The organism is Legionella quinlivanii, from assembly GCF_900461555.1.
GTDB classification, from domain to species: Bacteria; Pseudomonadota; Gammaproteobacteria; order Legionellales; family Legionellaceae; genus Legionella_C; species Legionella_C quinlivanii.
This window is the reverse complement of sequence record NZ_UGOX01000001.1, coordinates 379,529-394,014: the sequence shown is the minus strand read 5'-3', so window position 1 is coordinate 394,014 and position 14,486 is coordinate 379,529. Positions and strand designations below refer to the sequence as shown.

Genomic DNA, 14,486 nt, shown 5'->3' with positions numbered 1-14,486 from the left:
CAAATTATTTCTCCAAATGAGCTTTTGTATTTTTATAGTCTTTTACAGTGTCAGATACTCCTGCCATATATCCTACTCGGTTAGCATCAATTGGATTAAGCTTAGAAATCAGATCTTTATCCTTAGAAATTTCTGTAGGGGTTCCTGTGATAGTTTCCCTTCCATTTTTTGATTTTAATTCAAGCATATACCCTTCCACCTCATCCCTCATTTGTTGGGTGATAATCGTGTAGTCTGGTTTCAATCTTTCAACGGTGGCTATATAAGTTAAAGTGCGAACTGTTTTTTTGTCTAAACACTCAATAAAATTGTTATCAACAACTATGTCGCTAATATTTTTTTCAATTATATGCCTTTGAGATAGTTTAATGACTGCTTTTGTATATTTAGTTTTACTACACTCATACAAATCAACAATTTCAAATTGAGGTTTATCAGCACGTTCACTAAAAAATTCTTTAATAGTAAGAACGATAATATTCCACCAGGCTAATGTACTACTCAACATGGACTTTTCCTTGCTCCTATAATTCCTACACTCTCTTTACCATATTCTGATAATATCAAGTCATCTGGAAATTGCTCCTTCCTGTTAATGTAAGTTGAATAATCTAAAATTAAATCTGCTCGCCCTAATGTTCGCTCAAGAACTTCTTTAGTCATCCAATGCACAAAAGATGGCAAGGAGCTTACTCTACCACTGCATTCATAATCGGCCGGATTAGTAATTTCCCCAGGCCATTCGATATTATCCTTTAATCTTTTCTCATACTCAGACAAAAAGCTCTGCCAATTTTTCAAATATGGAGTTTCACAAGTAATATATAACTTTCCACCCGGCTTTAATAATTTGGCCGCAAATGAAACCGCCTTATCTATTTTTTCTCCTTTAAAAAAATGTAAGACTCGACTAATTAATATTGCATCGAAATAGTTCTTGGGTAGGCTGAATAATTCATCTGGAAAATCACCTGGTATTAATATGAACTCAGAAGCATCTCCAGAGGCAGTGATGCCTTCTTTTGTCTGGTTTAGATGAAGTTGCTTAACTACAGCAAGATTTTCTGCAGAAATATCATTGCAAAAAACTTTAACACCCTTTGAACCCGCTAAAAGTGATGCAGCTCCAAAACCAGCTCCAATTTCCAATACAGCTCCATTGTTTTGATAGCATTGTCCAGCATGTAAAAGGAATTGCTCTGAAATAATGTCACAGGGTTTTACAACAAAACCGCCCTGCGGATTATGGGTTTTGATAAAAGCTTCGTTTGACTGTAAAAGCTGTGGTATAGCGATTTCAAATATTGAATTAGGTTTTACCAACACCTGATTTATATGATCTATGATATATAAGGGGGAGGCTTTGAGAGCCTCTAAATTGACAAGTGTTGAACCTCCTGACCTGAGAGAGTTGCAAACTTGATTAATCTGAGAGCTAAATGTAAGAAGAAACGGGACTGTTGGCGTTCCATAATGATTAGACCATCTCATCATTCTAAGATTTTTTAATTGTTCAGGAGAAAATAAAGTCCAAGAATGTTTATATAATCCCTCCAGTAAAATAGTAAGACTTGTCATTTTTTCAATGGAACTAGTCAAATTACAGTCCAGAATCCGATTAATTGAATCCATTAAAAGATTGTACTTATTCTGATGATAGGCTGATATGATTTCTTCTATAATGTATTTTAACTCATACAATGTCATGAACTACATCCATTTACTACAGCTAGCGCAATCATAAATTCAAAGAAATGAATTTTCAACAAACACGAGAAAAATAATCCCGGGCCGAGATATTTAGATCGTATTTTTTTCAATCTTTATGCTAATCATATATTCTTTCATCATTTTTTAATGCAATTAAAGCAACCCGTTCTTAGTTACTATTTTTCATTCTTTTACTGAAGTGAGCATCAATTTATATTAAAAATAATTTTATATGAGACAACCCTGTGCAGGATGTTTGCGATAAACTTTAATCGCACTTCAGCAAGTACAATCTAGCAAGGCTGATCAAATCTTTCTAATAATGCTAACTTCAATTTATCATAATACTCAAAGTTTTCGCTCATATAGATTTTTTTCTTATTTTGAAGTTTAATCAATAAATGATTCTTGTCCTGCATAAACAGATTTGAGTCTTCCGTGAAAAACCTAGTATTTTTTACTTCCTGGATTGAGATAATTTCGGAAAAAAAATACTTTTTAGTACATCCCGAAAAAAATCTAATTTTTATTGAGTTATTATCAATGCTCACATTCTGTGCCGTTTTAGTTGCAAGAAATATTGTGCGCATACTTAGTACAACAAAAGCCATCGCCAATAGAATACCCAAAATAATCACAATACGTTCAACAGCATTCAAGCTGCTATTAGAAAAGCATACGATTCCGCAAAAAAAGACGAGAATAAAAAATACACAAGAGGGGAGGGCCAGCCAAATTTGTCTTCCTTTTGAACCATAAATATGGTCAACAAAGTTTAATTCCTGATTGTCTAGTTTCAACCTCTGATTAATTTTTTTACCTAAAATAGCTTTCAGCTCACTGTATCCATCTACGTTATCCCCTATGTAAACTTTCGATTTAGTCTTGAATAATAATTCTATGTGTTCACCGCCAACCTTAAAAATAGGTGATTCTGTAAAGAACCAATTATTTTTTAAATAGGTTACGTCCAATAGTGTATCAATGTGGAATCGGTCCTTCCTTCCCAAAAATGATCTTAGACAGAGGTAATCTCCGTCTACTATTATTTCTTGGACACTTTTCAAAGCGAATAACAATGTACAGCTCACTCGGAAAAGGAACCAAGAAACCATTGAACCACCTATCAAATGAACCAAGGCGTCTTGGGCTTCAGAAATGTGTAGTAATGCATCAATGCATATTGTCATTAAAAAAAGAATAAAAAACAATGCAGGAAAAAACATCCATATCAAGAAGCCTTTTGGTCCTAGACTTACATCAACAAACTTAAGATTTTGTTTGGTAAATTTTGTCATAGAGCTCTTCCCCTATTTTTATGGATGGCGTTTCAGTTTGAAATCTCAGCATTGCCGCTGTAATTGCAGGCATGCCCCAAGTCCAAGCAGCCCCTAGGCTTGTAAAAGTAGCGTTTATGAAAACTTTTCCTAAACTTACAGGTTTCCCAGTCTTATACCAATCAACTCCTTGATTAGCGTAGCTTATGCTCCCACCTGCAAGAAAATTAATTTTAGCGGCAGTTGCTCTACTAGGATTTACTTTGCACCCGACAATCATTCCCGCAAATGTTGCCAGTATAGCCGTTTGTATGGGATGCTCATCCCCCGTTGACACAGCTGCACCATAAGAACTCCCACCAGCTATAGCTGCATTTGCTGAGTGTCTTATGATAGTTGCTTTATATGTTGAAATCACTTTTCCAGCCTTAGTTTTACTCAAAAACTTAACTGTTTTGATGAGTGGTTTGGCGAGGGGAATTAGGGATAGAAGGGCCATACTGCCGTTCATTTCCTGGAGACTTACCATGTCTCGGCCGGTATAAAACTCCATGCCTCCTTTAATTTGGCCTACTACGGGTATGAGATCAATTCCAAACGAGCCGACATCTTCGAGCCAGCTGGGGGTATTGTCAATCGGTTCTGGTTTCAGATCTCTTAATATGTCATAGAAGTGGGATCTGACGTTGTATTCTTTTTCAAGGTCATTTAAACCTTGGGTTAAGCTGTTGTATCTATCCATTACTGAGTTCTTTCCATAATTGTATAGATCCGTGAGGGTGTTTCTTAAGTCTAATTCGTTGCTTGTTGCCAAGGATAAAGGATCTGTCGGGGGAAGGATAGATTGGGCGGTTGAATTTTCGTTGAGGTTCAGAACAATACTCTCGTCATTGTCGAGATAGAGGGATTCGATGCTGTCTTCCGGGCTTGAGCTGGAATTGTCGGTGTCTGGCTCATTAGTTTCAGAATCTTGAATTGCTGATTTCATAATGCCCTGACCTATGCTATCTCCCAGATTGTCTTCCAGTATCTGCAAAGTGTTGATGCTTTGGCCGGTTAGAAGGGCGTGGCTGCCTTGATTTAGTAATGAATTAAGCTGAGTATTAATCATTTCAGTTTTATCGATTGCTCTTAAGGCATTACTGACTCTTCCCCCTGCCTCTCCTCCCATCAGACCTGCTGTTACACCACTGGCGGCCAGTCTTTGCCAGTCGAAATGCTTTTGCTGGTTGGCAGCGAGTGTTATTCCCTGGCTGAGTGCATTTTGACTCATCATTTCTGCTGCAGAAGAAAAATTGAATAGAGTAGGCGACTTGTCGTTTAAAAAGCCTAGAGCATCTTTTGCAAATCCATCTATTTTCATGCCGCGCATTAAACCGGCACTTGCCATAGTGGCTAATGCGGTGGTCAATGCAGCACCCCAATGCATTCCTTCTTGTAAGCCGGCCATACTGGCAACACCCTGGCTGGCCATATTGCCAATAAAACCGGCACTTAAGCTTGCTCCTAAACTAATACCTAGAGAAGATCCGCCCCACAGAGTGGATAATCCCAATTTAAAGATACCCCCCAAGCCGTTAATCGCAAGGGCAGAAGGAGCAAGGATACTCGCAGCTGCTGCTGCAGCCAAAACGGTAATAATGGTACCGACTACTGCAGTCAGTACTTTGCCGAGCAATTTATGATGCTTTCGTTGAACAGGGGATGAGTCCGTTGATAGCGGTTTGGGCATGGGTGCAGTCGCACTGGTGTTGCCTATAAAATAATCTTCTCTGAGCACGTTGTTCGTATCGGAGCTATTATGCTGATTTGAGAAAACAGGAGGCAAAACCAGCCGCTGTCCTGTATGCATTTGTGAAGAACTTCCCGCCCTCTCCTCACGACTGGTGATGCCATTGGCATCTGCAATTAAATACCATAAGCTGCTATCGCCATAGACCTGCAGGGCGATTGACTCCAAAGTATCCCCTGCACTGACGGTGTAGCTTCCTAAATTATCCTGCGGGCTATTGGGGCTTATTGCATCATTCGGCTCGTTTCGGGATTGCATGGATTCCGCAGTCGTTCTGCCGTTCTGAAAAAAGACGTTGAAATTGCCATGACCGACGCTGGGATTCCATATCCATGGGTTGGTTTTTTGTGAAGGATGGGCGCTGCCTTCCGGAGTAAAACCGCCGTAGACTGTCAACGTTTGCTTGCCGGTGGCGGCATCCAGTTTTATATCCGCAATATGTTTCCCATTCACACTGAGATAGCTGGTTTTACCGGCTTGATCCTCTCGCGAGCGGATGCCGTCCACAGCGCTGCTGGAATAATGCGCGCTGTTGGTGCCGCTGGAGTCGGGCTGTTGATCAATCGCGTCTTGTAATTGACCATTCACATCATAAATTCGCATGCTCAAACCATAGGTTGAGGCCTGATAGTCAATACTCAATGTAGCGTAATCTTCTGAGCGGCGATAATCATCCCACCAGGCAAAACGATATTCATGCGTCAGTGTATATCCCGCGTTTTGCCCTTGTTTTTCCACCCGCAGCCTTTCCGCCGTCAGATTTTCTGCAACATCGTAGTAAAACGTGTTTTGGCTCACCAGATGCTCAAGATTTCCTACCGGGCGGGTGGTAGTTACATAATCCAAAAAGCCGTTTTTATAACTTGAGCGATTAATCTGAGCGACATTTCCCCTCGCATCAAAGAGACGCTCCTCTATGACCTGCCCCGCCTGATTATACTTTCGTGACTCCAGGGTTATATTATCTTTCTGCGTCCACTCCAGTTGATTATTCTTATTGTACCCATATAAATAATGATGAAGGATCTCTTCCTCATATTTATCCGCCCCGGTTAAATTACCAGCGGCATCATAAGCAAGAAGACTTCCCTGATCTTTATCAATTTGTATATTGCCATCGAGCAATTTTCCTTTACTGACTTTAACGCGGTTGTTTTCATCATAACTGTAGTATTCATCACTACTGGCTTTTTCATATCCGCCATAGTTTGCGGTGATAAGACTATGCCTTAAATTACTCGCCGCATCGTATTGATAATCGATTGATAACAGACTTTTATCCTGCTGCGGGAAACGGCTATCCACATCATCGGGATGGGCTCGCCTGACAGAGGTTAATCGTCCGAGACTGTCATATTCATAGTGATCAGACTCAAGCAGCCAGCCGTCTTTTCCAGGATTGATGCGAGAACTTTGTTTGCTGCTGACATTTCCCTCATTGTCATACTGATAATTCAGCACCTCGCCGCGTGTGTTATCCACGTATTGTCTAAGACTGCCATCGCCCTGGTAATGATAGTCTATTGAGCGCCCAGAGCCTGATTCTGAAAGCAGCAAACCGTTTCGGTTATATCGATAAATGGTCTGATGCTGGCCAAGATCAGTGTGCGAAACCAGTCGTCCATCCTGATAGCTCCAGCTTTGTACATGGCCTAACTCATCCGTTTCGGCAAGTTTATGACCGGCATCGTCATAAACCATTGATCGCCAATATCCAAAAGTATTTCGCTTGCCGATTAAATTTCCCAACTCATCGTACACAAACAGAGAAGTATTGTTTTCACCATCTATTTGCTGCAGAAGCTGGCCAGCCTCATCGTAGAAATATTGCTGTTTACTAGCCGAGGTCTGAATGCCGGTCAAACGATTTGCTTTGTCGTAAAGATAAACCGTAGAACCGCCCAACTCATTGATGCTTTCTTTCAGCCGGCCTAAAATATCATAGTATTTCTGCCTCAGCCCACCTTTCGCATCTCGCTCCTGTATTACATTCCCTGAGGCATCCAATACTTTTGTTACCGTATGTCCATTAGCATCCGTAAAACCTATTAATCGACCCAGGCGGTCGTAGGCATACAACAGCCGAGGATTGATTAATCGGCCGACACCATGTTCATCATAAGCCATTACCTGGGGAAGCTCCTGTTCAGTGATCTGGTTTAAGCCGTTATACTGATAGTTTGTTTCATAGCCATTGGCATTACGATGGCTCAACACATTTCCCCAGCGATCATAGCTGTACGTCTGATTGATTGTTTTCAGATGGACACTATCGTTAATCGTCAGTGGATTTTCTGTCGACTCGCGGCTTTGCGCCAGCAAATTGCCCAGATTGTCATAGAGATTATTCTGACGCTGAAGATCGAACTCCCAGGATTCCGTTTGAAAAGATCGCGCAGTTTCAAATTGTTTATCCGACAGATCCACGCCATCTTCCCCGGCAGCCGGACGAAAGGCATTAGTAGAGGTTATGATTTGCGTGACTTTGTCGCTCAAATCATAGATGAACAATTGATAATAGCCCTCGGAGTTAGAGCGCCATAAACGCCCCGCCTGATCGTAGTCATAATGGATATTAAGTTGTCCATTAATTCCCTTATGAGCCACTTCGCCGAACACATTATATTGGCTATCCTCACAGGCCCAGTCGCCATTGGCTTTTCGAGTAGCCGCTCGCAGCAAATGACCGCCGGCATCATAAAAATAACGCTTGTCTATAAGCCGCTGGCTTCCGTCAATCTGGGAAAGTAGCTCCCAGGCACGGGCCATGTTGCCTTGTTCGTCATAACTATAAAATTTGAAATGTCCCATCGCATCCTGCTGCAGGAGCAATTGATCATTGCTGTCATAAAAATCAAGCGTGTGAAGGTCATTGGCTGATGCTGCCGGAAGAATAAATCCCTCTCTGTCGAGTGTAGCTCCATTCGCATATTGAATAGTTTCTATGAGATGCCCAAGGCCATCGTAGGTATACGATACGGCAGCGCGCCCAGACTGTGTTTGCGGGCCCATTTTGGCTTTTAACTGTCCAAGCGCATCATAGCTGAAATAACTGCTCTGCCCCTCGGCATCGGTCATTTTTACCAGGTTACCCATGCCGTCGTATTCGTAGGAATTAACAATATCAGCGGTTAAATTCACTAGTTGTCCATTGCTATTCAATTGCTGATAAGTCACCTGACGCTGTATTTTTTTCTGAACCCTTCCCAAAGCATCGTATTGATAAAGAAACACTCGATCCAGACTGGCGCTTGCAGGTGGTTTAACATCAAAGTCATCAAAGCAGCTGGCTCGCTCGGCGTACTCGGTTTGCTGGCTTAATTCACCAAAGGCATTGTATTGATACTGGGTTAAATAATTTTCAGCATTAAGTTCTCCAGTGAGCAATCCATCTTTATCATAGTATCGACGGCTGGAAGCATAGACTCCCTCATGCAGCAAGACATCGGTCCTGATGACTTCTCCGAAGGCATTGTATTGATAACGAGTTGTGGGTGTAGAGAACTCATAACTGCGGCTGGACGCGTTGAATGAACGCATGCTGTCTTTTTCTGTTTTAATTAGCCGATTCAGTCGATCGTATTGATAAAACTCGTGACGATCCAGGCCATTGGTTTTACGGGCATCGGCAAGCTCTGCGCCGTTTACCTCACTACCGGCCTTGAGGTAAATACCGGTGGCGTAACTGGTTTTTCCAGCTAGCTGGCCCAAATCATTGTATTCATACTCCGTTAAAGCGCCCAGCTGATTCAGTGAAAACCGTAAATGCCCCTCGCGATCATAGGTAAAATATTGCCAGTTACCGGCCCGATCAGACTGCGCCTCGACCTCACCGAAAGCATTGTATCGAAATAGTTCCTTCAGCGTTTTCTTTATTTCCTGCCGGTTCATTGAGGCGCTTAAGTCGGCATTATTGACGGCAACATCAGGATAACTGATTTGTATACAATGATTGTTTGCATCAAAAGTATATTCACGAATTTGGCAGAGTCCTTCTGCATCCTTGACCGTTTTAATCATATTTCCGAAGTTATCATACAGGTTTCTAGTAATGATCGAACGACGTTGCGATTGATAACCCAAGGCGATATCAACTTCGGGGGATATGGTAGTAATTAATTGATTGGACGCATCATAATCATAACGCCAGATCGCTTTATTCGCTTCTGTTTTGGAGATGAGATTGCCATTCACATCATAGTCATACACTGTCTGCTGATGTTCGGCATCTGTTTTATTCGTCAGGCGCCCATTGCTGTCATATTGATAAGCAGTGGTTCTTCCCAAGATGTTTTGCAGCGCCAACGCTAAGCTCTCCTCAGAGTATTCTGATAGATTGAACCTGACGGCATAACTGGTTTCAGAGACAATATTTCCAACTGCATCATATTGCCGGCCAATCACACGTCCTTCGGCGCTGATTCGATAGATTTCCCGTCCAGCCGCGTCAAACACCGAACGAGTAATGCGATCATGACTATCTGATTTAAGCGCAGACAACCAGTTTTCATCAGATGCGCTTACTGGTATTGCAAAACCCTGCGTGGCAATAAGATTACCCAGGCGATCATATTGATATTTAACGGCAAAGCCTTCGGCATTTAACTCAGCAAGCAATCGGCCTGCCTGATCATAGCTATAACGGCTGGTTTGATCAGACTGCAGATTTCTGGATATCGACTTTTCAATCTCAGCCTGATTGAATTGAGTTAAATCGAAGAGAAAGCGGTTGGCAAATCGGGTTTTGGAAACCACTTCGCCAGCTTGATTATATCTAAACTCAGTTAGATGGTGTTCGTCATCCAGCTGATAACGCAGGCGGTTTAAACTGTCATAGGCCAGATGCTGTACCCGGCCGGCTTCCGTTTTTCCAAAAACCGGAATGATACCGTTCTTTAAATCCTCAAGTGATGCCGGTTTTGCATAGCGTATTATTCGAGTGACATTGCCTTGCACATCATAGGTGTATGCAGTGGCATAACCCATTGGATCAAAGCTTAATAGCACATGTCCATCGGAATCAAATTGCTTGAAACTGTAGCGATCCGCGCTACTGCTTTTAAGCAGCAGTTTCATGTCATTTTCTGTAGCCACTGCATTTAGGCGCACTTCATTGGCATATTGAATAGTGCAAATATTGCGGCCATGCAAATCATATTTAAACTCAGTAACACAGCCCCGCGCATCAATCTGGAACCGGCATTCATCCATGGCATCATAGATCCAATACCGGGTATTGCCCCGAGGATCAGTTTCACTGCAGAGATTGCCCTTGGCGTCATAGGTATATTGCGTCACCAGGGACAGGCCTTCAGGATCAATTATTTTCTGGGTACAGCGTCCTAAAGCATCCCATTTATAGGCAGTAACCTGGTTTTTGCCGCCGGGATTAAGAACTATTTGTCTTGTCAGCTGATTCTTATTGTCATATTCATACTCTGTAATTAAATTCAATCCCGATGGATTAATACAACTGCGAATACAATTTCCAGCACTGTCGTAGCTGAACTGTTTAACAATCTGATCAGGGCCAATAACCTCCAGTTGACGACCTACTCCATCAAAATGATACTGCGTGGTGAGGTTCAAACCCTCAGGATCGATGGTTTTAATCAATACTCTTCCCGCCGCATCATAAGTGTATTGGGTAATACGGCCGTCTTTTGATTCCTTGATTAATTGCCCGGCGCGGTCATAAGTATAAAAAGACTGAAGACCCAATGGTTCATTTTTTCCGATTAATTGCCCATTCACATCGTATGTGAAAGAGGTAACCGCACCATTGAAGTCAGTGAAGCTAATCTTGTCGCCAAAGGCATTAAATTCTGTCTTGACTTCCCTGCCTTTATCCGGCTGTCTGATGGTCACACTGTTGTTGCTGTCATCATATTCATAAATGGTCCGCAGCTGATCAAACTCATACACTACTCTTGCAAACGCGTCATAGCGTATGGTTTTCTCTTTACCTTTCGCATTGATGACAGCAGTACATTCCCCTCGCTGGTTGTATTTGTAACTGGTCTTATTTTGATTGGCGTCAACTGCAATCATCAGTCGTCCAAAACGATCGTAACTCCAGGATTGCGGCTGAAAAATTCCTGTGGCACTGTCCTGCTGCAAAACCAGAAGCCCCCGCTTATCATAGAAATAATTGATTGTGAGTGGGGATTTTCCCTGGGCATCCTGAGTCAGTTGCTCCACTTCGCCAAAAGCATTGTAGCGGGTCGCTGTTTCCAGGCGAGAACCTTTACAGGTTCTGATGACTTGCCCGAGATGGTTGTATTCATACTCGGTTACTTCATCTGCGGGATCTTTGTGCAGTGTCAGGTAATCGTGTAAATTGCCAGCATTCATTTCAGGAGACAGGTTTTTAAAATGTTTGCTGTATTGAATGTAACGGGTCAGATTCCCAAAGTCATCGTATTGCTGTTCCCTGATTTCCCCATCGGCATTGAGAATAAAGACCAGCCGACCCTGCTCATCATAAACATAGCGTTCTGTTTGCCCAAGCGCATTGGTTTTAGTCAGTAAGGAATCATTATTACTGTAACTATAATGGATAGCATGCTGCTGCCAAATAGCGGCAATTTCCTCTTTTGAAAGCGCGATATTGCGCAATAACTGTTCGCCTTCTGCACTGAGGTTTGCTATCAGTCGGCCGCGTTCATCGTATTGATAGCGTGCACCGCGGCTTTGCTCCCGGAAACGATCGAAAGCTCTTTTTTCGAGCATTAAGCCGCTATTGTCGTAGAAGTAATTCAAGGTCAAACCACCTGACTGATTTTCCTCGATTAATAACTGCCTTTCGTCATAGCGATAACTGGTTATCCTGTCTTTGGAATGACAGTTGGGTTTTTGATCGTCCCAGGCTTTGTCCAAACACAAACGCAATGGCTTTGATAAAGCGGTAAAATATTGTCTTTTTTGGATCAACATACCCGCGTTATTGTAGTAATAGCTGGTGGCAAACCCTTCGCCATCAATATCCGCTTCCTTTAAACCAGCCGAATTATAAAATGAGTAATTAACAATATCTTTGTCAGAAGCAGCCGGCTCAATCTCCCCCCATGATTTCAGATCGCCAGGGATTGCCTTATTGTAAAATTTACGGACTTCAATACAGTTTCCCAAGCGATCATACTGATAGCCGATTGCCGCTCCCTCAGCATTAATTTCGGCCTGCAAACGCCCGGCAATATCATAATAGTAACGGTAGTGCCGGTCATTAGCATTTTCAGCCGGGGTTATCGTTCCCGATTTTATGGCATCAAACAAATTAGTTATTGCTATACGCTCTGCATAGGCGATTTTTTCAGTCAATTGGCCTTGTGCATCGTATCGATAACCAATAATTGCCCCTGTGGCATCGACCTGATAAGCAATTTGATTGTATTGATTATAAAACGTCCAGTTGTAGCGATCTTTACTTGAGTGAGTTGGACGAATTAGTTCCAGATCAAGACCGCCAAGCTGCTGTTCATCTACTTTTTGGGCGTATTCAATGGACTGAATCAGTCGGCCCTCGGCATCGTAGCGGTATTCCTTCAGATGACCCTTGTTATCGACTTTGGCGCAAAGCAACCCTGCCTTGTCATACAAATACCAACTTTTCCGTCCCTCCCAGTCGGTTTCTGAAATCAGACGTCCTGCACTATCATACTCAAACCGCTCTACTCCGAAATCACGGTTATTGTTACCCAGCTGCTGCTTTGACAACAGAAGCCCGCTTCGATCATAAAGATAAAGGGTCTTCAAGCCCCTGCTGTCCGTTTGAATTATTCGTTGATGACTGTCGTCATATTCATATTGATTGATAACACCCAAATTATCTCTGGTACAGGTGAGCCGACCCAAATCATCATAAAAAAAATAGGTTTTGTTATCACCCCATTCAGTGGGCACTGTTTTTTCAATCAAACGTCCGCGCGCATCATATTGATAGTAAGTTCTTAACGCGTTTTGCTCCAAACCGTTTCCCGCAGCGTCCACTGATTGATAGTGGATTTCCTGCTGCAGTTGTCCGCGCCAGTCATACTGATATGCGACCAGACTGATTTGCGCGGCAGGCTGGCGTTTGCTCCAGGACTCCAGATCACTTAAGCTGGGTTGTCCTGAATCCGAAGGACTTAAATCAAAAGCTGATTTTAAATAGACGCGGCGATTGAGGCATGCCCCTGCCTCGTTATAGCGATATTCAGTAACCGTTCCATTATCAGAAATTGCAAAGCGCAAATGCCCCTTTGAATCATAGATATAATGGGCTGCCGCTGTTTGCCCAGGATGATTATTTCCATTAAACACGGAAGATTTGCTTTCAGACAAGAGGCGATGTTCGGCGTCAAAGGTTCTTTGAATGATCTGACCATCAGGTTCCTCAGTACGTATACAGTCTCCGGCTTCATTATAAATAAAATTCCATACCAGTCCGCCTTTCACAATGCGACTGAGATAATTGCCCTGGTATTGATAACTGATTGTATTATTGTCCGGACCTCTGATTTCTGTGAGACGATCCTTATCATCAAATGAATAGCACCAGGTTTCCCCTAATTGATTGCTTACTCTTGTGCAGCCCGGCTCATAATTAAATTGAGTTATCCTGCCCTCTCCATCAGACATACTGCTTATCCGGTTCTGCTCGTCATAGCTGAAATGCAGCGCACAGCCATCGCTCTGGCGGATTGATTCGATGAGATCGGAATCATCCTGGTAATCGTAAGCTACCCACGAACTCTTGCCATCGTCCTGATCCTGGATAACTAATCGAAGACGGCCAGAATCGTCATAGTTATAGTGGAGGTGATGGACAAGTAAACCCTGATCATAAAAGCTGATATCCTGCAGCAAGCCCTGCTGGAATTGCCAATGGATATTTTGCTGGCCAGTGCAATCAAACACATCGCTTAGCTGGCCATCCTTATACACATAATTCAAGCGATGCCCATCCCGGTCGCTCCAGGCTGTCAGCAAGCCTTCTGGATTGTATTCGCAATTGACTGCCGATGCGCCTTGAGAATATGACCATCCACTGCCCGTCCATTGTATCCTTTCAATACCACCGTCCTCTGGCAGATAGGACTTGCTCGCCGAATCAAAAACAAAGCGGCTGTAATGGCCATCCTCACCGATTCGGGTCAGACTCGCCCCCGCACTGTTGGGCTCGCCATCGATAATCAGATGAGTTTGGGTATTAAACAGCCAGCGATCTGCTTTTTTTCCTTGAGCGTTATAGGTTGAAAATAAGTTGAAACCGATTCCCTGATTCGCCAGGAAACCATCGGATTGTTTTAGTATCAGATTGCCATTGGCTGCATTGATATACAACGAGAGGCCATTCTGACCAAAAATAGCGTTACCCTGGGGGCCGTAAGCACCTAATTGGCTGAAAGAGGAGCCTTGAAGGCCCAAGCCTGTACCTGTAAAAATCTGCGACATTTCTCTTCCTTTTGTCTACAAATTGTTTGTGATGTAAGATTTGCCTTCCAGACTTATCGGACATCACCAGCATCAGAATACCAAACCGTTAAAAAGGACTGGATTTTCCAAACTGAGCTAACAATACAGGGAGGTACTATTTTTTATAAACGAAGAGATGAAATTGAATAGAAAAACGTGATAAAGAGGACTTGCAAAGCTCATGATTGTTCCTAATTTCCATAAACATATCCGGTAACCAACGGCATGATAATGAAAGTATTTTTGGAAAT

Annotated in this window: 4 protein-coding genes; all 4 read right to left on the bottom strand. The window is 42.7% G+C overall.

From position 1 onward, the window contains the following. Positions 1–4 precede the first annotated feature (4 nt). Complete coding sequence (locus DYH61_RS01765; RefSeq protein ID WP_058508037.1) at positions 5–508, bottom strand: hypothetical protein; 504 nt, start codon at positions 506–508, stop codon at positions 5–7. Further along, positions 502–1,707, bottom strand: coding sequence for a class I SAM-dependent methyltransferase (locus tag DYH61_RS01760; RefSeq protein WP_058508036.1), 1,206 nt, complete (start codon positions 1,705–1,707; stop codon positions 502–504). Before DYH61_RS01760 ends, DYH61_RS01765 begins: the two co-directional genes overlap by 7 nt. A gap of 296 nt (positions 1,708–2,003) precedes the next feature. Continuing rightward, positions 2,004–3,008: a hypothetical protein gene (locus DYH61_RS01755; RefSeq protein ID WP_058508035.1), complete on the bottom strand. Its 1,005-nt coding sequence runs from the start codon at positions 3,006–3,008 to the stop codon at positions 2,004–2,006. Further along, on the bottom strand, positions 2,980–14,214 hold the full coding sequence (locus tag DYH61_RS01750) for a hypothetical protein (RefSeq protein WP_058508034.1): 11,235 nt from the start codon (positions 14,212–14,214) through the stop codon (positions 2,980–2,982). Before DYH61_RS01750 ends, DYH61_RS01755 begins: the two co-directional genes overlap by 29 nt. Positions 14,215–14,486 lie beyond the last annotated feature (272 nt).